The sequence below is a fragment of the Streptomyces capitiformicae genome (assembly GCF_002214185.1).
Taxonomy (GTDB): Bacteria; Actinomycetota; Actinomycetes; order Streptomycetales; family Streptomycetaceae; genus Streptomyces; species Streptomyces capitiformicae.
Window position 1 is genome coordinate 3,584,660 of the sequence record NZ_CP022161.1, and the last position, 23,525, is coordinate 3,608,184.

Consider the following 23,525-nt stretch of genomic DNA (forward strand, 5'->3'; position numbering starts at 1 on the left):
GCATGCCCCGTTCGTAGGATCGGGGCATGCCCTCGAACGACAAGAACGCCGCGCCGCCGCTCCCCGAACCCCTCCGGGTGCCCGTCGCCGACTCGCACACCCATCTGGACATGCAGTCCGGCACGGTCGGGGAGGGCCTCGCGAAGGCCGCCTCGGTGGGGGTGACGACGGTCGTGCAGGTCGGCTGCGACATCAAGGGCTCGCGGTGGGCCGCCGAGACGGCCGCCGCGTACGACGCCGTCCACGCGACTGTCGCGCTGCACCCCAACGAGGCCCCGCGGATCGTGCACGGGGACCCCGACGGCTGGTCGCGACAGGGAGCGCGGGCGGCGGGTGGGGACGCCGCGCTGGACGAGGCCCTCGCCGAGATCGACCGGCTGGCCGCGCTCCCGCAGGTCAAGGGCGTCGGGGAGACGGGGCTCGACTACTTCCGGACCGGGCCGGAGGGCAAGGCCGCCCAGGAGCGGTCGTTCCGCGCGCACATCGAGATCGCCAAGCGGCACGGCAAGGCGCTGGTCATCCACGACCGCGACGCCCACGACGACGTGTTGCGGATCCTGAAGGAGGAGGGCGCGCCCGAGCGGACCGTCTTCCACTGCTACTCCGGCGACGCCGACATGGCGGCGGTGTGCGCCGCGCACGGCTACTTCATGTCCTTCGCCGGGAACATGACCTTCAAGAACGCCCAGCCGCTGCGCGACGCCCTCGCCGTCGCCCCCCTCGAACTCGTCCTCGTCGAGACCGACGCGCCCTTCCTGACCCCGGCGCCGTACCGCGGACGGCCCAACGCGCCGTATCTCATTCCGATCACGGTTCGTGCCATGGCCGCGGTGCGGGGCATCGGCGAAGACGCGCTGGCGACGGCGATCGCGGCGAACACGGCGAGGGCGTTTGATTACTGACGGATCACGCTACGTCAGCCGTTCGGGGGGCGCGAAAAGCTGATCAGCGACCTCTTTCGCGACACTGCGTAACCACGTTGCTTGGGAGGGTGACCGCGGTCCGCTAGGTTCACGTCGCCCGCGGACCCGGAACCCCCTCTGGAGCGTGTCGTCGTGAGCAACGTGAAGCCGTCGTCGCAGCCCCCGCCGTACGCGACCCGCCAGACCTACGGGACATACGGGACCTGCGAGTTCTACACGACCTCCGGAGCTTACGAGAGCTTCGGGGCCTACGAGAGCCACAGTGCATACGAGGCATGCGACACCCAAGAGCCTTACGACGCGTACGAGGCATACGAGACGTTGCCGTACGGGATGTACGAGGACACGTACCGGCCCGCCTACGAGGCCGCCTCCGCGCCCGCGCCACCCGGACGTCCTCCCCGGCAGGCCGGTGGTCGGGCCGGTGCCCGGCGTGGCGTGCGGCGCAGACGGGCCGCAGAGCGGGCCACTCCGTTGCGGCGGCTGGTGCCGCAGGCGCTGGTCGTTGCGTTCCTCGCGGGCGGGACCTCCGCGTTCGTGGCGAAGGACAAGGCGATCGAGCTGACCGTCGACGGCAAGCCGCGCACGCTGCACACGTTCGCCGACGACGTCACCGAACTCCTCTCCGACCAAGGCGTCCCCTTCGGCGCCCATGACGTCGTCGCCCCCGCCCCGGGCACCGCGCTGACCAGCGGTGACGAGGTCGCCGTGCACTACGGTCGGCCCGTCGCCCTCACCCTCGACGGTCACCGGCGCAAGGTCTGGACGACCGCCCGTACGGTCGACGGGGCGCTCCGGCAGCTCGGGGTGCGTGCGGAGGGCGCGTACGTGTCGACTTCCCGCTCCCGGCGGATCGGGCGGGAGGGGCTGGAGCTGGACGTCCGTACGGAGCGGGCCGTCACGGTCATGGCGGACGGGCGGACCCGGACTATCCGCACCAACGCGGCGACCGTCCGGGAGGCCGTGGAGCAGGCCGGGATCACGCTGCGGGGGCAGGACACGACCTCCGTCGCGCAGTCGAGCTTCCCCCGGGACGGGCAGACCGTGACCGTGTTGCGGGTGACCGGGTCCAAGGAGGTTCGGGAGGAGCCGATTCCGTTCCGGGTGTGGCGGACCGAGGACGCTTCGCTGTTCCGGGGCACGGAGGTCGTCGAAAGGGCCGGGCGGCCGGGGGTGCGGCGGGTCACGTATGCGGTGCGGGCCGTCAACGGGGTCAAGGAGCGGCCGCGGCGGGTGCGGGCCGAGGTGGTGCGCGAGCCGCGGGACCAGATCGTGAAGGTGGGGATCAAGGCGATGCCGGCGTCCGTGCGGGGGGCCGATGGGCTGAACTGGGCGGGGCTGGCGGAGTGTGAGTCGGGTGGGCGGCCCGACGCGGTCGATCCCTCGGGGACGTATGGGGGGCTGTACCAATTCGACACCCGTACCTGGCAGAGCCTGGGGGGGCGGGGGCGGCCCCAGGACGCGTCGGCTGCCGAGCAGACGTTTCGGGCGAAGAAGCTGTACGTCCAGCGGGGGGCGAGTCCTTGGCCCCACTGCGGGGCCCGTCTCCGCAGCTGACGGGGCCGTGTTTCGCCCCCGGCCCCTGTACTGGGTTGCTCGCGCGGTTCCCCGCACCCCTTCAGGGGCGCGGGGAACCGCGCGACCATGCTGCCCGTACCCTTGTTGCCGTGACCAGCCCCGCCTCCGACGCCCTTCTGAGCCCCGCAGACGTCCGCGAACTCGCGGCGGCGCTCGGCGTACGCCCCACCAAACAGCGCGGCCAGAACTTCGTGATCGACGCGAACACGGTGCGGAGGATCGTGCGGACGGCGGAGGTCCGCCCCGAGGACGTCGTCGTGGAGGTCGGCCCGGGCCTCGGCTCCCTCACCCTCGCCCTCCTCGAAGTCGCCGACCGCGTCACGGCGGTCGAGATCGACGACGTACTCGCCGCCGCGCTGCCCGCGACGATCGCCGCCCGCATGCCGGATCGGGCCGACCGCTTCGCCCTGGTGCACTCCGACGCCATGCACGTCACGGAGCTCCCGGGCCCCGCCCCGACCGCCCTCGTCGCGAACCTCCCGTACAACGTCGCCGTCCCCGTGCTGCTGCACATGCTCGCCACGTTCCCGACCATCGAACGCACCCTCGTGATGGTCCAGTCGGAGGTCGCCGACCGCCTCGCCGCGGGCCCGGGCTCGAAGGTGTACGGCGTGCCGTCGGTGAAGGCCAACTGGTACGCGGAGGTCAAGCGGGCCGGGGCGATCGGGCGGAACGTGTTCTGGCCCGCACCGAACGTCGACAGCGGCCTCGTCTCGCTCGTCCGCCGCGCCGAGCCGGTCAAGACGACCGCGAGCAGGGACGAGGTGTTCGCCGTCGTCGACGCGGCCTTCGCCCAGCGCCGGAAGACGCTGCGCGCCGCCCTCGCCGGGTGGGCCGGATCCGCGGCCGCCGCCGAGGCCGCGCTCGTCGCCGCCGGGGTCTCCCCGCAGGCGCGCGGCGAGTCCCTGACGGTCGAGGAGTTCGCCGCCATCGCCGAGAACGCAGTCGCCGACAACGCCGAGAACGCAGTCGCCGACAACGCCGACAACGCCGACAACGAGGAGTCCACCCGGTCGTGAGCGTCACCGTCCGCGTCCCCGCCAAGGTCAACGTCCAGCTCGCGGTAGGCGGCGCCCGCCCAGACGGCTTCCACGACCTGGCCAACGTCTTCCTCGCCGTCGGGCTGTACGACGAGGTCACCGCCACCCCCGCCGACGAACTGACCGTCACCTGCGCGGGACCCGGCGCCGACCAGGTCCCTCTGGACCGTACGAACCTCGCCGCCCGCGCCGCCCTCGCCCTCGCCGAACGGCACGGCATCGAGGCCGCCGTCCATCTGCACATCGCCAAGGACATCCCCGTCGCGGGCGGCATGGCGGGCGGCAGCGCGGACGCGGCCGGGGCGCTCCTCGCCTGCGACACGCTGTGGGGTACGAACGCCTCCGGTGCGGAACTCCTCGACATCTGCGCCGAGTTGGGCAGCGATGTGCCGTTCAGCCTGGTGGGGGGTGCCGCCCTCGGCACCGGGCGAGGGGAGCGGCTTCAGCCGCTGGATGTGGGCGGCACCTTCCACTGGGTCTTCGCCGTCGCCGACGGAGGGCTCTCCACGCCCGCCGTCTACCGCGAGTTCGACCGGCTCCACGAGGGCGCCGAGGTGCCCGAGCCTGTCGCCTCCCAGGCGCTGTTCGACGCGCTCGCCAAGGGGGACGTCGAGGCCCTCGCCGCCTTCCTGCCGGGCTCCAACGGCCTCCAGCCCGCCGCGCTCTCGCTGTTCCCGAAGCTGGCCGACACTCTCTCCGAGGGCGAGGCTGCCGGTGCGCTCGCCGCGCTCGTCTCCGGGTCGGGGCCGACCACGGCCTTCCTCGCCCGGGACGCCGAGTCGGCGCAGACCATCGCCGAGGGCCTCCTCGCGTCCGGCACATGCAGGACGGCCCGCGTGGCCGACTCACCCGCGCCGGGGGCGACCGTGGTCCAGAGCTCCCAGGGCCAGGACGACACGGCCTAGGTACTCAGACGTGAGTTGAGTACGGCAGCGCTGATGTTCGACCGGGCGTCGGCGCGACCGTACTCGCATGACCGTGACCGCAAGCGTGAGTGCGAGCGAGCTCGCCGCCGCCACCCCGTCCAGCCGCGACCGATACGTCGACCTGCTGCGGGTCGCCTCCCTCGGCACGGTCGTCCTCGGCCACTGGCTGATGGCGGCCGTGACCACGGGCGGCGATGGCGGCGTCGAGGTGGGCAACCTGCTCGCCGTGGAGCCGCGGCTGCAGATCCTCACCTGGGCGCTGCAGATCATGCCGGTGTTCTTCTTCGTCGGCGGCTTCTCGCACGCCCTCTCCTACCGTTCGCTCAGCCGCAAGGCCGACGACACGGGCGCCGGCCTCTACCCCGCCTTCCTGCGCGCCCGGCTCCAGCGGCTGCTGCGGCCCACCATGGTGTTCACAGGGGTGTGGAGTGCTGCCGCCGTCCTCCTCCAACTCACGGGTGAAGGCGGTGGGCTGCTCGACGTCGCGCTGCGGCTCGTCGCGCAGCCGCTGTGGTTCATCGGGATCTATCTCGCGATGGTCGCCTTCACTCCGCCGCTGTTGAGGCTGCATGAGCGTTGGGGGTGGGGCGCGTTCGGAGGGCTCGTCGCGGCCGCCGGGCTCGTCGACCTGCTGCGGTTCGTGTTCGACGTGCCCTTCGTCGAGTTCCTCAACTTCGCCTTCGTCTGGCTCGCGATCCACCAGCTCGGGTTCCTGCGGGCCGACGGGCGGCTGACACGGCCGTACCTCCTCGCGGGGGTCGGGCTCGCGGGGGCCGCGCTACTGGTGGCGTACGGGCCGTATCCGCTGTCGATGGTGGGGATGCCGGGCGAGGAGATCTCGAACATGGCGCCGCCGACCTTCGCGCTGCTGTGCCACGGGCTGTGGCTGGTCGGCGCGGTGGAGTGGCTGCGCGGGCCGGTCGCCCGGTGGCTGCAGCGGCCGAAGGTGTGGCGGGCGGTCGTGGCGGCCAACGGGATCTCGATGACCGCGTTCCTGTGGCACCTTTCGGCCATGCTCGGCGTCTACGGGGCGCTGCTCGCGCTGGACGTACCGCTGCCCGCGCCGGCGTCGGGTTTTTGGTGGGCCCAACTGCCCCTGCGGATTGTGCTGGCGGGCGCCGTGACCGCCGCCCTCGTAGCGGCCTTCCGGGGCTTCGAGCGGCCCACCGCCGGGCGCGCTCAGGGGAGTTCGGGCAGGTCGGGGGCGTATGCGGGTCCCGCCGCCGCCTTCGGCGTGACCCTCTGCCTCTTCGGTGTGCTCGGGCTGTCCATGGTCGGTTTCGGCGGACTGTTCGAGGGGCGTTCGGCCCTGCTGATCGCCGTCCATGTGACCGCGCCGGCGGCGGTGGCGATGACGCTCGTGGGGTGGCTGCTGGTGGAGCGGAGTGGGCGCGGGGTCCCTACCACGCAGGAATGACCGTCGAGAGGGATCCCACAAGATCCCCGTGCGCCTCGGGCGGTGGTGTCCCGGGGCGCACGGCCTTTGTCCGCGTCCCGCCGCGACGGCGTAGGTGATGCCGACCGCGATGGAGTTGCTGACGGTCGCGTCGAGGGTGGAGTCGGCGCTGCCGCCGAGCGACCGAGGCGACGGCCGGGAACTGGGCGTTGTCGGTCACCCAGTCGATGCCCGCGACCACACCGGCGGTCGTGCCGGAGCCGTCGTCGTCCAGCACACGGACGGCGACGATGTCCCCGGCCTTGGCGACACCGTAGGTCGTGCCCGCGACGGTGCCGGCGACGTGCGTGCCGTGCCCGTTGCCGTCGTCGGCGCTGGAGTCGTCGTCGTCGACGGCGTCGTAGCCGTAGGACGCCCGTCCGCCGAAGTCGGAGTGGCTGATCCTGACGCCCGTGCCGATGATGTACGCGGTCACGCCGGCGCCCGCGCTGGACGGGTAGGTGTACGACGAGTGTGGACGGTCTTGCCGGTGGCGACCGAGGCGACGGCCGGGTCGGCGGCGAGCTGCTTCACCTCCGCCTCGGTCATCTCGGTGGCGTAGCCGTTGAGCGCCTTCTTGTACGTCTGCTCCACCTCGGCCCCGTTCCGGGTGGCCACCGCCTTGCCCTTGCCCTTGCCCTTGCCCTTGGCCGGTGCCGGTGCCGGTGCCGGTGCCGGTGCCGCGGCCGCGGGGGCGGCGGTCGCGGCACCGACGGTGAACAGCGCCGCGGCGGAGACCAGCGCGGCGATCGTGCCGCGTCTGCGGCGACCGGGGGCGTGGGGGCGGGGGAGTGCTGCACGAATTGGGGGTGGTTCCCCTCTCGTGAAGACTTGCGCGGACTGACCATGTGGGGGGCGTCGTCCTGGTCACATACGGTGATGGGGGGAACCCCATCTTCCAGGGGCACGGGGCTGTCTCGATATGCGGCTCCGCCGCGTGGGCGTGACCAGCCCCCCACTCACCCGCAGCCGCCATACGCCGAGCCCAGTACTCGTGGATACTCCCGCGAGCAGACGACCACGCGTCGCCCGCCCGGCACGGTGGTGCGCATGAAGACAAGCCGACCCGTTCGCCGTGCCTTCCTCGTCGTCCATGTCACCGCCTCCGCCTGCTGGCCCGGGCTCACGCTCGGGCTGCTGGCGTTGGCGATCACCGCCGTCACCACCGGGTCGGAGGCCGTCACCGAGGCGTCCGTCCGGGGCATGAAGCTCTTCGCCGACTGGCTGCTGATCCCCGTCGGGGCACTGACGTTCGTGAGCGGGCTCGTGCTGTCCCTCGGCACCCAGTGGGGGCTGGCCCGGCACCGCTGGGTCTACGTCAAGTTCTGGCTGACCCTGGCCACCCTCACCGCCACCACGCTGGTGTTGCGGCCCGGTATGGGTGAGGTCGTCACCGCCGCCGGGAGTGGAGCGCTTCCCGACCGTGGTGACGTGCTGATGGGACCGATCGTGTCCCTCACCGCGTACGTCTTCATGACCGTGATCTCGGTCCTCAAGCCCTGGGGACTCACCCGGCGCGGCCGCAGGCTGCGCGCCGCCGCACGGGTCCGGGGCGAGCGCCCCGTCACACCGTCCCGCCCCGCCGACTACCCTGGAGGGTCGATCGTCCCCGTGGCAGGAGAGTAATGGCCGTCAACCTGGTCAATGTCGAGAACGTCAGCAAGGTCTACGGCACCCGCGCCCTGCTCGACGGAGTCTCCCTCGGCGTCTCCGAAGGCGACCGGATCGGCGTCGTAGGGCGGAACGGCGACGGCAAGACCACCCTCATCCGCATGCTCGCCAAGCTGGAGGAGGCCGACTCGGGGCGGGTCACCCACTCCGGCGGCCTCCACATCGGCGTGCTCACCCAGCACGACTCCCTGGACCCGGCCGCCACCGTCCGGCACGAGGTCATCCGGGACATGGCGGACCACGAGTGGGCGGGCAACGCCAAGATCCGGGACGTACTGACCGGGCTGTTCGGCGGCCTCGACCTGCCCGGCTTCCCGCAGGGGCTCGACACCGTCATCGGCCCGCTCTCCGGTGGCGAGCGGCGGCGTATCGCGCTCGCCAAGCTGCTCATCGAGGAGCAGGACCTGATCGTCCTCGACGAGCCCACCAACCACCTGGATGTCGAGGGCATCTCGTGGCTCGCGAATCATCTGCGCGAGCGGCGGTCCGCGCTCGTGTGCGTCACCCACGACCGCTGGTTCCTCGACCAGGTCTGCACACGGATGTGGGACGTGCAGAAGGGCACGGTCTACGAGTACGAGGGCGGCTACTCCGACTACGTCTTCGCCCGGGCCGAGCGGGAGCGGATCGCCGCCACCGAGGAGACCAAGCGGCAGAACCTCGTCCGCAAGGAGCTGGCCTGGCTGCGGCGCGGTGCGCCCGCGCGTACGTCGAAGCCGCGGTTCCGCGTCGAGGCCGCGAACGAGCTGATCAAGGACGTACCGCCGCCGCGCGACAAGAGCGAGCTGATGAAGTTCGCGTCCTCCCGGCTGGGCAAGACCGTGTTCGACCTGGAGAACGTCACGGTCCAGGCCGGGCCGAAGGTGCTGCTGAAGCATCTGACGTGGCAGCTCGGGCCGGGGGACCGGATCGGCCTCGTCGGCGTCAACGGGGCGGGAAAGACCTCGCTGTTGCGGGCCATGGCCGAGGCCGCGTTCAGCGACGGGGAGCGGCAGCCGGTCGCCGGGCGCGTCGTCACCGGCAAGACCGTCAAGCTCGCGTACCTGTCCCAGGAGGTCGCCGAGCTCGACCCCGACTGGCGGGTGCTCCAGGCCGTACAGCAGGTCCGTGACCGCGTCGACCTCGGCAAGGGGCGCGAGATGACCGCCGGGCAGCTCTGCGAGACCTTCGGGTTCAACAAGGAGAAGCAGTGGACGCCGGTGGGCGACCTCAGCGGTGGTGAGCGGCGGCGGTTGCAGCTGCTGCGGCTGCTGATGGACGAGCCGAACGTTCTTTTCCTCGACGAGCCGACCAACGACCTCGACATCGAGACCCTCACGCAGTTGGAGGACCTGCTCGACGGGTGGCCCGGGTCGATGATCGTCATCTCCCACGACCGGTTCTTCGTCGAGCGGACGACGGACAGGGTGTTCGCGCTGCTGGGTGACGGGGCGTTGCGGATGCTGCCGCGAGGGATCGACGAGTACATCGAGCGGCGGCACGCGATGGAGGCGGCGGCGGCTTCGGCTTCGCCGCTCGCCGCGAAGGCTGCCGGCGAGGTCCCGCAGAAGAGCGCGGCGGATGTTCGGGCCGCCAAGAAGGAACTGCAGAAGATCGAGCGGCAGTTGGACAAGATCTCCGAGAAGGAGACCAAGCTGCACGATCAGATCGCCGCGAACGCGACGGACTTTGCCAAGGTGGGGGAACTGGACGCGGAGTTGCGGGCGTTGGCGGGGGAGCGGGAAGAGCTGGAGATGCAGTGGCTTGAACTCGCGGATGACGTGTAGCGGAAGCGCCGTTGGGCTTCTCGCCGTTGGGGCTGTTGTGCGATGCCGGGTGCGGGTGGTGTGTGGCTGGTCGCGCCCCGCGGCGGAGCCGCCAGTAGACACAGCCCCGCGCCCCTGTCTCAGCCGGCGGCTACCAGGCGCCCCATGACCTTCACCCCCTCAAAAGCCGTATGGGGCATGGGGCGTACGTCCCGTGAAGGGGGCGTGAAGGAGCGTAACGAGGGCATCACGGGGCGGTTCTCCCTTGGGAACAGGGGAGCGACCGGGGCCGTGTGTGGCAGGTTCGCAGTGATAGAAAGGCCGTCTGAAAAGCGATACCACGCGTGACCACGGGTGGCTCGAAAGCAGCGAACAGGGGGAATCGCGCTGATGACTCAGCCACCCGACCAGCCGCCCCAGGGCGGCGGTTTCGGAGCTCCGCAGACACCTCCCCAACAGCCGTACGGCTATCCGCAGACACCCCCGCCGCAGGGCCCGCCCGCGCCTGCCCCCGGCTACGGGTATCCGCAGCAGCCCGGTTCCTACGCCCAGCCCGGCCCCTACGCCCAGCCCGGTCCTTACGCCCAGCCCGGCCCCTACACCCCGCCGCCGCAGGCCGGTTACGGGTACCCGCAGGCGCAGTACGCGGGCGGGCCCACTCCGCCGCCGGCGGGCGGCGGCTCCAAGAACCCCTTCAAGGGGAAGCCCGCGATGGTCATCGGCGCCGCGGTGGCCGCGCTGCTCGTGATCGGCGGCACGGTGTTCGCGGTGACAGGCCTTGGTGACGACGGCGGTGAGAAGAAGCCGGTCGCCAAGGAGAGCGCCGGCCCGAGCGAGGACGACAAGCCCTCCTCGTCACCGTCCGCGCCCGTCAACCGTGGTGACGGCAGCGGTGACGGCGGCGAGGACCTCGACATCTCCGACCTCAACGCGGACCGCAAGGCGGGCGAGGCGAAGGTGCTCTGGTACAAGAGCGCGCCCGACGCCCCCGGTTCCGGCGCGAGCGCCCTCGGGCTCTGGGTCACCGACAAGGTCGCGGTGAAGGCGGTGTACAAGCAGCTCCTCGCGTTCAACGTCGGTGACGGCGACCCCGCTTGGGACGCCATCGAGTTCGGCAACAAGATCTGCGCGGTCACCGGGGAGACGACCAGCGACGAGAAGATCGTCGTCGCCTACCAGGACGGCACCTCGGAGAAGAGCACCCGCTGCAACCAGCTCCAGCAGATCGACCTGAACACCGGTGAGAAGGGCTGGTCCACGGAGCTGGAAGAGGGCAAATTCCTCGACGGCACCTACGGCCTCTCGCTGACCATCAGCGGCGACACCCTGCTCGCGGGCCGCTCCGAGTCCGGCGTGGCCCTCGATGTGAGGACCGGCAAGAGGCTGTGGGAGAAGAAGCAGTACGGCCAGTCCTGTTACCCCACCGGAGCCATGGGCGGCGCGCGGCTGATCGTGGTCTCCTCCTGCGCGGTCACCACCGAGAACCAGCACGACGAGGTGCAGGAACTCGACGCGAAGACCGGCAAGGCCAAGTGGACGCAGAAGATCCCCAAGGGCTGGAAGGTCGAGCGGGCCTTCTCGGTGGACCCGGTCGTGCTCTACCTCACCAACGAGGAAGGGAACGCCTGGAACATCTCCACGCTCGACGCGAAGACCGGCAAGCCCCGTTCCCGCATCGAGGTGGGCAAGACGTTCGAGCCCGAGTGCAACTTCATGCTGGAGCGCAACCTGGACGCCTGCGAGGGCGTCACGGTGGCCGCGGACACCCTGTACCTGCCGACTGAGAAGAAGAACGGCACGAACGAGATCGTCGCCCTGAACCTCGCGGCCGGCAAGGAGAAGTGGCGCGTCAAGGCGCCGGCGAACGTGACGATGGAGCCGATCAAGGTCGAGGGTTCGAAGCTCGTCGCGTATGTGTCCCCGTCGTCCGACTCCGGCGGCCAGATCGTGTCCATCCCGGTCACCGGCGCGAACCGCAAGGCGACGAAGCTCCTGCAGATGCCGGCGAGCGCCGCGAAGATCGAGGGCGACTTCTACTCGAAGGCCATCGACTACGTGGGCGGGCGCTTCTATCTCTCCACCACCCTACTGACGGGCAGTGACGAGTCGAAGGAGAAGTTGATGCTGGCCTACGGCAAGTGACATGACATCCGTACTCGTCCCTCACCCGTCCTCCAAGATCCGCTCCGAGGTATCCACGTCATGACCCAGCCGCCGCCCCCGCCGAACCAGCCGCCGGGCCCGCCCCCCAACCAGCCGCCCGCCCAGCCGCCGCAGGACACCCCGCCACAGGGCGGCTTCGGCGCGCCCACGCCCCCGCCGGCCGGGGGCTTCGGCGCCCCGACGCCCCCGCCGCAGGGCCCGCCCGCCGCCCCGGCCGGCTACGGCTACCCGCAGACGCCCCCGCCGCAGCCCGGCTACGGCTACCCCGGCCAGCCCGGCCAGCCGGGCCCGTACGGCCAACCGCAGCAGCAGCCCGGCCCGTACGGTCAGCAGCCCTACGGCCAGCCCGGCCAGCAGCAGCCGTACGGCTACGCGCCGCCGACCGTGCCGATGCAGCCGCACGTCGCGGGCGCCCCGGGCGCTCCCGGCGGCAAGAAGAAGGTCAACTCCACGGCGATCATCATCACCGCGGCGGTCGCGGCCATCGCGCTCATCGTCGGCGGCGGCGTCTACGTCGCCACCTCCAAGGGCGAGGACAACACCAAGAAGGAAACCGCCAGTTCGGAGGGGACGACCGGCGGCGAGGACGACACCAAGAACGGTGACGGCGGCACGTCGTCCGGTGGCGGCTCGTCCTCCGGCGGTGTCGAGGTGCCGACCGAGGCGCAGGAGAAGGTGCCGTCCAGCACCGCCGCGCAGATCCTCTTCCAGGTGCCCGCGCACGAGGTCGCGAACGAGAAGGACATCGACAGCGTCAAGGGCTCCTGGCTCACGGACACGACGTACGCCAAGTCCGCCCTCAACAAGATCGTCGGCTACGAGCCGGACAGCGGCAAGGCCAAGTGGACGCTGGACCTGCCCGGTCAGACCTGCGCGGCCTCCCGTGAGATCACCACGGAGAAGATCGCGATCGTGGTGACCGAGGAGGCCAAGCGCGCCAAGGACGAGCGTCCGCCGTGCACCCAGGTCATCGCGTTCAACGTCGAGACGGGCAAGCAGGTGTGGGCCCAGAGCGCCGAACTCAGCGGCAGCAAGGTGCCGTTCGGCGAGGTCACCATCTCCGGTACGACGGTCGCCGCGGCCGGTGGCTACTCCGGTGGCGCCGCCTTCGACGTCAACACCGGCAAGGTGCTGTGGTCGCCGAAGGTCGGCGAGTGCACGGACGAGGGCTACGCCGGTGGCGCCCAGCTCGTCGCGGTCCGCAAGTGCGGCGACTACGGCGAGGAGACCTTCGAGATCCAGCTGCTCGACCCGAAGACGGGCAGCGTGAAGTGGTCGTACAAGCTGCCCTCCGGCATCGACCGAGCCAAGATCATCTCCACTCAGCCGGTGGTCTTCGGTGTGGTGACCGGCAACGACATCCCGATGACCGGCACCAGCGACATCTTCTCCCTCGACGAGAACGGCAAGCTGCGCGCGAAGATCTCGATCCCGGACAAGAAGTACAACTACGACTGCCCGGTCCGCGGCGTCTGGGCCTGCCGAGGCATCTATGTCGGCAACGACAAGGTGTACATGCCGACCGAGAACCACGACGGCTCCGGCACCAGGTACAGCCAGACCAACGAGATCGTCTCCTTCTCGCTGGCCACCGGTAAGTCGACCGGCGACCGCGTGGACGCGGGCAACGACTACGAGCTGTTCCCGATCCGCATGGACGGGCCGAACATCATCGCCTTCAAGGACGGCCCGTACGACAAGGGCGCCCAGGTCATCTCCGTCGACGGCAAGACGCTCAAGCAGACCGTCCTCCTGGAGACCCCGGCCTCCGAGTCGGTCCTGCGCGCGATCAGCTCCATGTCGCCGAGCCTGGCTGAACTGCTCTACACCAACGGGCGGTTCTTCCTCGGCCAGGATCTCGTCAGCAAGCCGTACTCCAAGGGCGAGAAGGAGTACACGGCGCTCGGCTTCGGGGCGAAGTAATTCCACGCGCCCCCGGCTCTCCTTCCGCCTCTTCTCACGGTCCCGTCCCTGCTCAGGGGCGGGGCCGTGCACGTATCCCTCATCACGCTCGAATGGGAGGGATTTTGATATTCCGGGGCACTTCTCGCCTATAGGGGAAGCGCAACGTCGAACAAGCGTGTAGCTTCCGGGGGCATGAAGAGCGGGGGAGCAGGCGGGGGAGCCGGGGGGCTTCTGTCCGTGCGGACCAGTGGGCGGCCATAGTTGGCGACCAATGGGGGGACCGGGGGGTGGGGTGGCTCGATGGGAGTGCGGCTCATGGTGGTCGACGACCACCGATTGCTGGCCGAGGCGCTGGCCTCGGCGTTGAAGCTGCGGGGGCACCGGGTGCTGGCAGCGGCGGCACCGGCCGCGGGGGCGGCGGAGCTGGTGATCACCAGGGCACCCGAGGTGTGCCTCCTCGGCACGGCGACACCGGCCGAGCCGGGCATCTTCGACCCGGTGGTGAAGATCAAGCGCGAGCGCCCGCAGGTGGCGGTCCTGGTCCTGGGCCCGGTCCCGAACCCCCGCGGCATCGCCGCGGCCTTCGCGGCGGGCGCCTCGGGCTACGTACGCCATGACGAACGCATCGAGGGCGTCGAGCGGGCCATCATGAAGGCCCGCGCGGGCGAGGCGGCCGTGGCGCCCCAACTACTCCAGGGCGCCTTCAGCGAACTCCTCAACCCGGCGGCCCAACCGGACGACGAGGGCCAGCGGTTGCTCCAGATGCTGACCCCTCGCGAGGTCGAGGTCCTGGTCCGGGTCGCGGAGGGCGAGGACACCCGTCTGATCGCGGCAGGCATGGGAATCGCGCCTTCGACTGCCCGCACGCACGTCCAGCGGGTGCTGATGAAGCTGGGCGTCGGTTCGCGCCTGGAGGCGGCGGCGCTCGCGGCCCGCACGGGGCTGCTGGACCGCGCGGGCCCGGTACCGCACTCTCCGCCGCCGCCGGATCTGTAAGGGGGACCGGCCTCGACGGTGATGGTCACGTCACTGTTGGCGAAGCCCGGGTCGCAGGGCGCCAATTGGCAGATTCGTCTCACCGATACGCCGCACATGGCGCGTATCAGTGAGACTGATCTGCCAATTGCCGAGCGCCTGGGGGATTCGCCAACGGTTACTGCTGGGCCCGGTCGCACAGGGCGTGGTCGACCAGCTCCGTGGTGGCCCGGATGTGGCGTACGGCGGTGTCCTCGTCGGCGGGGCGGCTGTGGACGGCGACGGTGACCGAGGTGCGGCCGTCGGGTGTGGTCGCGGGCCAGGCCAGATAGCCGAAGCCGCTGCCGCTGTGGCCCCAGTAGCCGCCGCCGCAGGTCAGCGGCGTCCACGAGATGCCCAGCCCGTAACGCCTGCCCGGCACGTTTTCGGGGGCGTCGGGTACGGCCACCGTGCGCCGCATCTCGGCGAGCTGGGCCGGGGCGAGGAGCTTGCCGCCGAGGAGGGCGGAGAAGAAGCGGTTGGTCTCGGCGGCCGTACTGATGATCCCCCCGTCGGCGTCGCCGTCGAAGGGGAGATAGCCGAGGGTGGTGTCGGTGAACGGCCCGGCCTGCTCGAACTGCTGGTAGTTACGGGCGTGCGGCCGGGGGAGACGTGGGTCGTCGCCCGGGTTGAACGTACGTGAGAGCCCCAGCGGGCGCAGGATCCGTGCCTCCACCTCCTGGTCCCAGGACCGCCCGGTGACGGCCTCGATCACCATGCCGGCCAGGACGTAGTTGGTGTTGGAGTACTCCCAGCGCTTCCCCGGCTCGAAGACCGGCGGATGCGTCATGGCGAACGCGATGCGCTGCCGTGAGCTGTACGTCGTCGAGCGGTGCTTGAGATATCCGGCCGCGCTCATCTCCGGCAGCACATCCGCGATGTAGTCGGGCAGCCCGCTGGTGTGCTGGAGGATGTGGCGAACGGTGACCCGCCGCCCGTCGTTGCCGTGCCCCCGGACCACCCCCGGCAGCCACCGCTCGACGCTGTCGTCCAGGGACAACCGCCCCTCACCGACGAGTTGAAGGGCAACGGTGGCGACGTACGTCTTGGTGGTGCTGCCGATACGGATGTACTCGTCGCGGGGCACGGGCGCCCCGGTGTCGAGGTCACCTACGCCGCTGAGGGCGGTCCGGGTGCCGTGGGGTCCGTCCAGCCGCACCGACACCCCGGTGACACCGGCGTCGCGCAGGGCATCGGCGTCACGTTGCAGGGCGTCGGCCGGCTGCTCGGCGTGGGCGTGGGTGGGGGAGAGGCCGGCCAGCAGGGTGAGGGCGAGGGCGGCGACTGCGGCTGTGCGGCGGGCGGTGTGGGGGATGGTCATAGACATGGCCCCACCGTAGGAACGCCCACTCAGGGCCCACCATCCGGCGAACCCCCGTTTGCCGCCGGGGGGTTGCCTCAGCGTGCGGCCTTTATGTGGTGGAGGAGGTGAGTGACGGAGGTGTGGGTGGTGGCGAGGACAGTGGCGGGGGTGTCGGATTCGCGGAGGCCGACCAGGTGGAGGGATATGGCGGCCAGTTCGACGCACGTATTGCCGTCGCCGCCGTCGGAGAACGTTGACTTCTGCCAGTGGGGGGCGTGGTCCATCGGGGTGTGATCACGCGCGGGGCACACGGAACCTGCCGGTGGTTATGGCGTGGAGGAGGTGGGTGACGGGGGTCGGGGTGGTGGTGAGGATGGTGGCGGGGGTGTCGGATTCGCGGAGGCCGACCATGTGGGGCGATATGGCGGCCAGTTCGACGCAGTCGTTGCCGTCACCGAAGCCCGAGAAGGACGACTTCTGCCAGTGCTCGGGGGGCGTCATGGGCTGCCTCACAGCTCCTTCATCAGCCTGAAGATGAAGTCACGCGAACGCTCGGGTTCCAGTGACACAGCTTCTACTCTACGGAAAAGTGTTCGAAGTGTGTCGAGTTGGGCTTCGGCGTCGATGAATGCCGTGCCGTGCGGGGTGTCGCGCAATGCCGTGTCCAGCTTGGGTACCGCCCCGCCTGTGTACGTCATGGCGCTCGCGGCCCCGGCGAAGCCGTCCAGATCGAAGGGGATGACGCGCACGGTGATGTGGTCCGCCTCGGACAGTTCCAGGACGCGGGCGAGTTGAGCGCGCGACGCGGCTCGGTCTCCAACCCTGATGCGCAGTGCCGACTCATGGATCACTGCCTTGTACGGGACTGCGTCGGGCCCCTCGATGGCGACCTTCCGGTCCATCCGGTGTCGTACGCGCAACTCAAGCTCCCCGTAGGGAAGTTCCGGGACCCGGTACGAGAAGATCGCGCGGGCGTACTGCTCGGTCTGGAGCAGACCGGGGATGTACAGGCACTCCACGTTGTGCCGATACGTGGCGTGGTGTTCCAACTCGGCGAGGTCCAGGAACGACGCGGGCAACAGCCTCCGGTACTTTTCCCACCAGCCCTGCGTCCGCTCGGTCGCCATCGCGACCAGGGCGTCAATAAACTCCTGGTCCGTGCAGGCGTAGTGGGCGGCGAGGCGGCGTAGGCGCTCCTCGCTCACTCCTGCGATACCGGACTCGATCTGGCTGATCTGGGCAGAGCTCACCCCCAGCAGAGCCGCTGCCTGGGTGGCCTTCAGACCTGCGGCGTCACGCATCTTGCGCAACTCGGTGCCCAGACGCACCTGCCGTGCGGTGGGGTTTCGCCTCGTTGCCATGCCCAGCTCCGTGCTTCAACTTGCCGTCCAGGGTGGCCCGTTCGGGGGTCAGGTTACGCGAACGACTTGCAGGGTCATAAATTTTAGGCATACCGTCAGTGACGCGCCGCACACGCTGCGAAACGCCGGGGCCCCGGAAGCGCACCACTCCGCCGTGCCATGGCGGCTGAGGCAATGCCACCGCCCGACGCTCCTCACTCTCCCCAACTCCTCACTCCTGAACGGAGTCACCCATGCCCGCAAACGACCCCACCGACCCGAACGAAGACTGGGACTACACCCTCCACATCCCCAACGACCCCCGAGCCGTCACCACCAGCCGTCACACCCTCCGTCTGATCCTGACGATGCACGGCCTGACCGCCCTCCTGGACACCGCCGAACTGCTCGCGACTGAGCTGGTGTCCAACGCCGTACGGCATACCAAGGGCCCGGCCGCCCTGCGCGTCCGCCGGCGGAGCGGCGCGTTGTGGCTCGGCGCATGGGACACCGACCCGGAGCCACCCCGACCGACCGGACGGTTGTCGGAACCGGCCGACGCGGAGGAGGGCCGCGGCCTGGCCCTGGTGCGGGCCAACACCCCCGTGTGGGGCTGGCAGCCGTCGTCACGGTTCGGGCACCCAGGCAAATACGTGTGGTGCGAACTGATGGCCGCGTAGCTCGTTAGGCATCCCGACAGAAAGGAGATCCGATGGTCAGCTCGCCGCACGAGGCGCTGCATCAGATCTGTCAGAAGGACACCGAGGGCATGATCCGCAGCTTCCGGAGGCTGTTCCACGTGCCGTTTCCGGAACCTCGAGCGATCTCCGTGGTCAACACGGACCTGACGGAGATCGCTCCGGTGGAGCGCCGGGTGGACAGCCTGGTGCGGGTGGACACCGATGAGGGCGCCTTCCTGCTGATCCTTGAATCGCAGGGAAAGAAGGACGAGAGGAAGCGGGGGAGCTGGCCGTACTACCTCTCGTACCTCCACGAGAAGTACCGCTGCCAACCGGTGCTGATCGTCATGTCCCAGAGCCGCGCCACCGCCCGGTGGGCCGCCCAGCCCATCCGGTTGGGCCTGCCGAGCTGGTCCTCGATGGTCGTACGGCCGCTCGTCCTCGGGCCGGACAACGTGCCGGTGATCGCGGACGAGGCGGAGGCGGCGCGGGACGTCACCCTCGCGGTGTTTTCGGCGATCACGCATGGTACTGGTCGGAATGCCGCTGCGATACTGGAACCACTCGCAGCGGTTCTGAAGACCGTGGACACTGACACTGCGATGGTGTTCGCGGAGCTTGTCGAGTCAGGCTTGGTGGACGACCAGGCGAAGAAGGTCTGGAGGGAGCTGATGATGCCGGTGAACTACTTCTTCAAGAACCCGGTCGCGGTGAAGCTGCGAGAGGAGGGGCGGGTGGAAGAGCGAATCGCGGAGCGAATCGCGGGCATCCTGCGCACCCTGGACCGGCGTCACATCGAGGTACCGGACTCCGTCCGGCAGCGCGTGCGCGGCTGCACCGATCCCGACCTGCTCCAGATCTGGGTGGACCGCGCCTACGACGTCACCGTCGCGGCCGATCTGTTCGAAGACGACTGACAGGCCGGCCCGCGATTGCCGTCGGGCTGGTGCGTACAGGGCTCGCCGAAGGTCAGACCCGCTCCAGGCGCCGGTGCGGCCCGCTCGGCAGCTCCGCTCTGATCGGGGCGCCCGGCCGCACCACGCCGCCCTCCTTCACGATGCTCATGATTCCCGCCTTGAGCACGATGTCGCCGGCCTCGTCGCGGCCGACAACCCGCTTCAGCAGCCCGCCCTGGAAGTTGTCGATCTGCAGGCAGGGATTGCGCAGGCCGGTCACCTCCAGCACCGCATCGTCCCCGATGCGCAGCAGCGTGCCGACGGGCAGGCCGAGCAGATCAATGCCACGGGTGGTGATGTTCTCGCCGAGGTCACCGGGCACCACCTTGAACCCCTCCGCACCGACCTCGGCGAAGAGCTCTTCATGAATCAGGTGGACCTGGCGCAGGTTCGGCCGGGTGGGGTCCTGCGCGACCCGCGAGCGGTGCTTGACCGTCACCCCGGCATGTACGTCACCCTCCACACCGAGCCCGGCGAGCAGCGTGATGCTGTCCCGGTTCGGCTTGGTGAACGAGTACTGGCCGTTGCTGCTGACCGCCGTGACTGTCCCGCTCATTCTCGGATCCCCCTCCTCAGCGACAATGATCAGCCAACCCTAGCCTCGGGCCCACACACGGGGGCCAGAGCGAACTCCGGCCCTCATCCACCGTGTTACTCGGAGTCCTCTTCCGCAAGCCGCTCCACATCCACCGGCGGAGCCACCGGCCGCAGCCACAGCCACGCCAAGAAGAAAACCCCCAACCCCAGCATCCCCAACCCCGTCCAGAGGTTGATGTTGACGCCCTCCGCCTTGTCGATCTCGGCGTCGGAGGCGGTGAGGCCGGTGAGGGTGATGATGATGCCGTAGACGACGAAGAGGCCGCCGATGATGCGGCGGATGTCGAAGAGGCGGGCCGCGGTCGCGGACTTGCCCTCCAGTTCGGTGACTTCGCGTTGGACGTCGCGCTCGGAGTACTCGGACATGGTGGACCCTCCAGCGGCCGGAACGAGATGCGGTCAGAACGAGAACGGGATGTAGCAGGCCGCGGCCAGCACGACCGCGCCCCAGCCCAGCAGGGCCGGCCGGCGGTACCAGGCGTCGTCGCCCGCGGCGGGCGGCTCCTCCATGCCGGGTGAGCGGGTGCCGTAGACCAGGCCCTGGAGGTCCTCCTCCGGCTTCGGCGCGGTGAAGAGGGAGACCGCCACCATCACCACCGCGCCCGCCACGAAGCCCGCGATCGCGGAGACGAAGTTGGCGCCCTGGTCGGAGGGGATGGCGATGACGTCCTGCTTGTAGAGGACGAAGTAGTTGATCATCGCGGCCGTCGTGCCCGCCAGCAGGCCCCAGAAGCCGGACTTCATCGACGCCCGCCGCCAGAACATGCCGACGATGAAGACGACGAACATCGGCACGTTGAAGAAGGAGAACAGCGTCTGGAGGTAGCTCATGATGTTGGAGAAGGAGGACGCCAGGAAGGCCGTGCCGATGGAGGCCAGGACTCCGATCGCGGTGATCAGGCGGCCGAAGCGGACGTAGTACGCGTCCTCGCGGCCCCGCACCACGTACTTCGCCCAGATGTCGTTCGTGAACACGGTGTTGAAGGACGAGACGTTCGCCGCCATGCCCGCCATGAAGGCGGCCAGCAGGCCCGTCACGGCGATGCCGAGGACGCCGTTCGGGAGCAGATCCTCCATCAGATACGGGATCGCGTCGTTGTACTGGTAGCCCGACTCGGCGGTGCCGAACTTCGGGACCAGCACCGCCGCGACCAGCCCCGGGATCATCACCAGAAAGACGATGAAGATCTTCGGGAAGGCGGCGATGAGGGGCGTGCGCTGGGCGGCCGAGAGGTTCCTGGCGGACAGGGCACGCTGGACCTCCGCGAAGTTCGTCGTCCAGTAGCCGAAGGAGAGCACGAAGCCGAGGCCGAGGACGATGGTCAGCCAGTTCGCGCCGAGCGGGTTGTCGCTGCCGATGCCGGTGCCGCCCCAGGCCGTCACGAAGTCGGGGCCGCGGCTCTCGGCCAGCGAGTCGGACAGGCCGTCCCAGCCGCCGACCTTCTTCAGGCCGAGCACGGCGATCGGGATCAGGGCGGCGAGGATCACGAAGAACTGCAGCACCTCGTTGTAGATCGCCGAGGAGAGACCGCCGAGGGTGATGTACGCCAGCACGAAGAAGCCCGCGACGACGATCGACACCCACTCCGGCCAGCCCAGCAGTGCCTCGACGACGATGGCGAGGGCGTACAGGTTCACCCCGGCGATGAGGATCGCGGCGAAGGCGAACAGGATCGAGCTCAGCAGATGCGCGCCCCGGTCGAAGCGCAGCAGCAGGAACTCGGGGACGGAGCGGACCTTGCTGCCGTAGTAGAACGGCATCATCACCAGGCCGAGGAAGACCATGGCCGGGATGGCGCCGATCCAGTACCAGTGGGTGGTGTAGACGCCGTACTGCGCGCTGTTGGCGGCCATCCCGAGGATCTCGGTGGCGCCCAGGTTGGCCGCGATGAACGCGAGGCCGGTCACCCACGCGGGCAGCGAGCGTCCGGAGAGGAAGAAGTCGAGGCTCGTCTTCACCGACCGCCGGGCGGCGAAACCGATGCCGAGGACCACGACGAAGTAGATCGCCAGGATCGTGTAGTCCAGCCAGTCGGTGGGGAGCCGTAGCTCGGCGGCCGTGTAGGTGGGGGTCTGCATGCGGCGCTCACTCCACTTTGGTGTTCTTTGTTTGATTGTGGTGGTGACGGGCGGGGGAGCTTGTGCTTTGATGTGTTCGGTTCTGTTTGGTACAAGCTGGCTTGATCGCTTGAAGCGGTACGGATGGGGAGCTCGCAGTGAAGAAGACCTCGACCCGGTTGGCCGACGGTCGTGAGCTGATCTACTACGACCTGCGCGACGACAACGTGCGCGACGCGGTGGACAGGCGGCCCCTGGAGCGCACCGTCACCACTTCGGAGGTACGCCGGGACCCGCTGCTCGGCGACTCGGTGGCGATCGCCTCGCACCGCCAGGGCCGTACCTACCACCCGCCGGCGAACGAGTGCCCGCTCTGCCCCTCCGAGGGCGACCGGCTCAGCGAGATACCGGACTCGTCGTACGACGTCGTCGTGTTCGAGAACCGTTTCCCGTCGCTGGCCGGTGACTCCGGCCGTTGCGAGGTCGTCTGCTTCACCTCGGACCACAACGCGTCCTTCGCCGACCTCACCGAGGAGCAGGCGCGCCTGGTCCTGGAGGCGTGGACGGACCGTACGGCCGAGCTGTCGCATCTCCCCTCCGTGGAGCAGGTCTTCTGCTTCGAGAACCGCGGCGCCGAGATCGGCGTGACGCTCGGTCACCCGCACGGCCAGATCTACGCGTACCCCTTCACCACTCCCCGTACCGCCCTGATGCTGCGCTCGCTCGCGGCCCACAAGGACGCCACCGGCGGCGAGAACCTCTTCGACGCCGTACTGGAGAGCGAACTGGCGGGCGAACGGGTGGTCCTGGAGACCGAGCACTGGGTCGCCTTCGTGCCGTTCGCGGCGCACTGGCCGTACGAAGTCCACCTCTACCCTCGCCGCCGGGTGCCGGACCTGCTGGCCCTCGACGAGGACGCGCGCACAGAATTCCCCCAGGTCTATCTGGAACTCTTGAGGCGCTTCGACCGGATCTTCGGTGAGGGCGAGCCTCCGACGCCGTACATCGCGGCCTGGCACCAGGCCCCGTTCGGCACACTGGAGGAGTTCGACGGGGTGAGTCGTGACGACTTCGCACTCCACCTCGAGCTTTTCACCATCCGCCGAACCTCCGGCAAGCTGAAGTTCCTCGCGGGTTCCGAATCCGGCATGAACGTGTTCATCAACGACGTGCCGCCGGAGCGCGCGGCCGAGCGACTGCGAGAGGTAGCGAGTTCATGAGCGGTAAGTACCTGGTCACAGGTGGCGCGGGTTACGTCGGCAGCGTGGTCGCCCGGCATCTGCTGGAGGCGGGCCACGAGGTCGTCGTCCTCGACAACCTTTCGACGGGCTTCCGCGAGGGCGTGCCGGCGGGGGCGTCCTTCGTCGAGGGCGACATCAGGGACGCCGCCAAGTGGCTGGACCCCTCCTTCGACGCCGTGCTCCACTTCGCCGCGTTCTCGCAGGTCGGCGAGTCGGTCGTCAAGCCCGAGAAGTACTGGGACAACAACGTCGGCGGCACCATGGCCCTGCTGGCCGCGATGCGCGAGGCGGGCGTCCGCAAGCTCGTCTTCTCGTCCACGGCGGCGACGTACGGCGAGCCGGAGACGACCCCCATCGTGGAGTCGGCGCCCACCCGGCCGACCAACCCCTACGGCGCGTCGAAGCTCGCCGTCGACCACATGATCACCGGTGAGGCGGCGGCCCACGGCCTCGGAGCGGTCTCTCTGCGCTACTTCAACGTGGCGGGGGCGTACGGCGACTGCGGCGAGCGCCATGACCCCGAGTCGCACCTGATCCCGCTGGTCCTCCAGGTCGCCCAGGGCAGGCGCGAGGCGATCTCGGTCTTCGGTGACGACTACCCGACCCCCGACGGCACCTGCATCCGTGACTACATCCACGTCGCGGACCTCGCGGAGGCCCACCTGCTGGCGGTCGAGGCGGCCACGCCCGGCGAACACCTCATCTGCAACCTCGGCAACGGCAACGGCTTCTCGGTCCGCGAGGTCATCGAGACCGTCCGCAAGGTGACGGGCCACCCCATCCCGGAGGTCGTGGCCCCGCGCCGCGGCGGCGACCCGGCGGTGCTCGTCGCGTCCGCGCAGGCGGCCCGCGAGCGGCTCGGCTGGAACCCGTCCCGCGCGGACCTCGCGGGGATCGTCGCCGACGCGTGGGAGTTCGCGCAGCGGCGGGCCAAGTAACTGGGCCAACTG

The 23,525-nt window shown here is 69.8% G+C and carries 21 protein-coding genes and 1 pseudogene; 14 read left to right on the top strand and 8 right to left on the bottom strand.

The genetic code is table 11. The annotated features are described in order from the left end of the window. Positions 1 to 26 precede the first annotated feature (26 nt). The 5 genes from CES90_RS15910 (at position 27) to CES90_RS15930 (ending at position 5,884) form a co-directional block, all read left to right on the top strand. Entirely contained in the window at positions 27 to 902 is an 876-nt protein-coding gene (locus CES90_RS15910) for a TatD family hydrolase (protein WP_189782816.1), read from the top strand. Positions 903 to 1,055: 153 nt separating this feature from the next. Beyond that, on the top strand, positions 1,056 to 2,480 hold the full coding sequence (locus tag CES90_RS15915) for a resuscitation-promoting factor (protein WP_189782815.1): 1,425 nt from the start codon (positions 1,056 to 1,058) through the stop codon (positions 2,478 to 2,480). A gap of 110 nt (positions 2,481 to 2,590) precedes the next feature. Continuing rightward, positions 2,591 to 3,520, top strand: a complete 930-nt coding sequence (rsmA, locus tag CES90_RS15920; protein ID WP_189782814.1) for a 16S rRNA (adenine(1518)-N(6)/adenine(1519)-N(6))-dimethyltransferase RsmA — start codon at positions 2,591 to 2,593, stop codon at positions 3,518 to 3,520. Beyond that, entirely contained in the window at positions 3,517 to 4,446 is a 930-nt protein-coding gene (locus tag CES90_RS15925; RefSeq protein ID WP_189782813.1) for a 4-(cytidine 5'-diphospho)-2-C-methyl-D-erythritol kinase, read from the top strand. Before rsmA ends, CES90_RS15925 begins: the two co-directional genes overlap by 4 nt. Positions 4,447 to 4,513: 67 nt before the next feature. Next, positions 4,514 to 5,884, top strand: a complete 1,371-nt coding sequence (locus CES90_RS15930; protein ID WP_189782812.1) for an acyltransferase family protein — start codon at positions 4,514 to 4,516, stop codon at positions 5,882 to 5,884. A 75-nt stretch (positions 5,885 to 5,959) separates the two neighbouring features. Here CES90_RS15930 and CES90_RS15935 read toward each other — a convergent pair. Further along, positions 5,960 to 6,706 (bottom strand): annotated as a pseudogene (locus tag CES90_RS15935) (S8 family serine peptidase); the annotation flags it as partial. Between the two features lie 246 nt (positions 6,707 to 6,952). Between CES90_RS15935 and CES90_RS15940 the strand changes: the two are divergent. The 5 genes from CES90_RS15940 to CES90_RS15960 all read left to right on the top strand — a co-directional run bounded on the left by CES90_RS15940 (position 6,953) and on the right by CES90_RS15960 (position 14,382). Next, the gene (locus CES90_RS15940) at positions 6,953 to 7,528 is read left to right on the top strand and encodes a DUF2269 domain-containing protein (RefSeq protein WP_229913786.1); all 576 of its coding nucleotides are present in this window, start codon (positions 6,953 to 6,955) and stop codon (positions 7,526 to 7,528) included. After that, positions 7,528 to 9,339, top strand: coding sequence for an ABC-F family ATP-binding cassette domain-containing protein (locus CES90_RS15945; RefSeq protein WP_189782810.1), 1,812 nt, complete (start codon positions 7,528 to 7,530; stop codon positions 9,337 to 9,339). The genes CES90_RS15940 and CES90_RS15945 overlap by 1 nt, the downstream gene beginning before the upstream one ends. 369 nt (positions 9,340 to 9,708) lie before the next feature. Continuing rightward, positions 9,709 to 11,460, top strand: a complete 1,752-nt coding sequence (locus tag CES90_RS15950; RefSeq protein ID WP_189782809.1) for an outer membrane protein assembly factor BamB family protein — start codon at positions 9,709 to 9,711, stop codon at positions 11,458 to 11,460. Between the two features lie 60 nt (positions 11,461 to 11,520). Then, a complete protein-coding gene (locus tag CES90_RS15955) occupies positions 11,521 to 13,404 on the top strand; it encodes an outer membrane protein assembly factor BamB family protein (protein WP_189782808.1) in 1,884 nt (627 codons plus the stop codon). Positions 13,405 to 13,686: 282 nt separating this feature from the next. Next, a complete protein-coding gene (locus CES90_RS15960; protein WP_189782807.1) occupies positions 13,687 to 14,382 on the top strand; it encodes a helix-turn-helix transcriptional regulator in 696 nt (231 codons plus the stop codon). 157 nt (positions 14,383 to 14,539) lie between these two features. Here the strand turns inward: CES90_RS15960 and CES90_RS15965 are convergent, their stop codons facing one another. The 4 genes from CES90_RS15965 to CES90_RS15980 all read right to left on the bottom strand — a co-directional run bounded on the left by CES90_RS15965 (position 14,540) and on the right by CES90_RS15980 (position 17,064). Further along, on the bottom strand, positions 14,540 to 15,727 hold the full coding sequence (locus CES90_RS15965; protein WP_229913785.1) for a serine hydrolase domain-containing protein: 1,188 nt from the start codon (positions 15,725 to 15,727) through the stop codon (positions 14,540 to 14,542). Positions 15,728 to 15,798: 71 nt separating this feature from the next. Beyond that, complete coding sequence (locus CES90_RS15970; RefSeq protein ID WP_189782806.1) at positions 15,799 to 15,987, bottom strand: DUF397 domain-containing protein; 189 nt, start codon at positions 15,985 to 15,987, stop codon at positions 15,799 to 15,801. Between the two features lie 10 nt (positions 15,988 to 15,997). After that, positions 15,998 to 16,204 (bottom strand): DUF397 domain-containing protein, encoded by a 207-nt coding sequence (locus CES90_RS15975; protein ID WP_189782805.1) that lies wholly within the window; start codon positions 16,202 to 16,204, stop codon positions 15,998 to 16,000. Positions 16,205 to 16,212: 8 nt separating this feature from the next. Continuing rightward, positions 16,213 to 17,064: a helix-turn-helix domain-containing protein gene (locus CES90_RS15980; RefSeq protein WP_189782804.1), complete on the bottom strand. Its 852-nt coding sequence runs from the start codon at positions 17,062 to 17,064 to the stop codon at positions 16,213 to 16,215. A 233-nt stretch (positions 17,065 to 17,297) separates the two neighbouring features. On the opposite strand from CES90_RS15980, the gene CES90_RS15985 reads away from it, so the two are divergent. Continuing rightward, positions 17,298 to 17,723, top strand: coding sequence for an ATP-binding protein (locus tag CES90_RS15985; protein ID WP_189782803.1), 426 nt, complete (start codon positions 17,298 to 17,300; stop codon positions 17,721 to 17,723). Positions 17,724 to 17,755: 32 nt separating this feature from the next. Next, entirely contained in the window at positions 17,756 to 18,640 is an 885-nt protein-coding gene (locus CES90_RS15990) for a hypothetical protein (protein ID WP_189782802.1), read from the top strand. Between the two features lie 52 nt (positions 18,641 to 18,692). Here the strand turns inward: CES90_RS15990 and CES90_RS15995 are convergent, their stop codons facing one another. The 3 genes from CES90_RS15995 to CES90_RS16005 all read right to left on the bottom strand — a co-directional run bounded on the left by CES90_RS15995 (position 18,693) and on the right by CES90_RS16005 (position 21,355). Then, positions 18,693 to 19,235, bottom strand: a complete 543-nt coding sequence (locus CES90_RS15995; protein ID WP_189782801.1) for an MOSC domain-containing protein — start codon at positions 19,233 to 19,235, stop codon at positions 18,693 to 18,695. Between the two features lie 95 nt (positions 19,236 to 19,330). Further along, on the bottom strand, positions 19,331 to 19,642 hold the full coding sequence (locus CES90_RS16000) for a hypothetical protein (protein WP_189782800.1): 312 nt from the start codon (positions 19,640 to 19,642) through the stop codon (positions 19,331 to 19,333). Positions 19,643 to 19,675: 33 nt separating this feature from the next. After that, on the bottom strand, positions 19,676 to 21,355 hold the full coding sequence (locus tag CES90_RS16005) for a sodium:solute symporter family protein (protein WP_189782799.1): 1,680 nt from the start codon (positions 21,353 to 21,355) through the stop codon (positions 19,676 to 19,678). Between the two features lie 137 nt (positions 21,356 to 21,492). Here CES90_RS16005 and galT point away from each other — a divergent pair, with 137 nt between their 5' ends. Together galT and galE are read left to right on the top strand one after the other, a co-directional pair. After that, entirely contained in the window at positions 21,493 to 22,554 is a 1,062-nt protein-coding gene (gene galT, locus CES90_RS16010) for a galactose-1-phosphate uridylyltransferase (protein WP_189782798.1), read from the top strand. After that, complete coding sequence (galE, locus tag CES90_RS16015) at positions 22,551 to 23,513, top strand: UDP-glucose 4-epimerase GalE (RefSeq protein WP_189782797.1); 963 nt, start codon at positions 22,551 to 22,553, stop codon at positions 23,511 to 23,513. Before galT ends, galE begins: the two co-directional genes overlap by 4 nt. Positions 23,514 to 23,525: the final 12 nt, after the last annotated feature.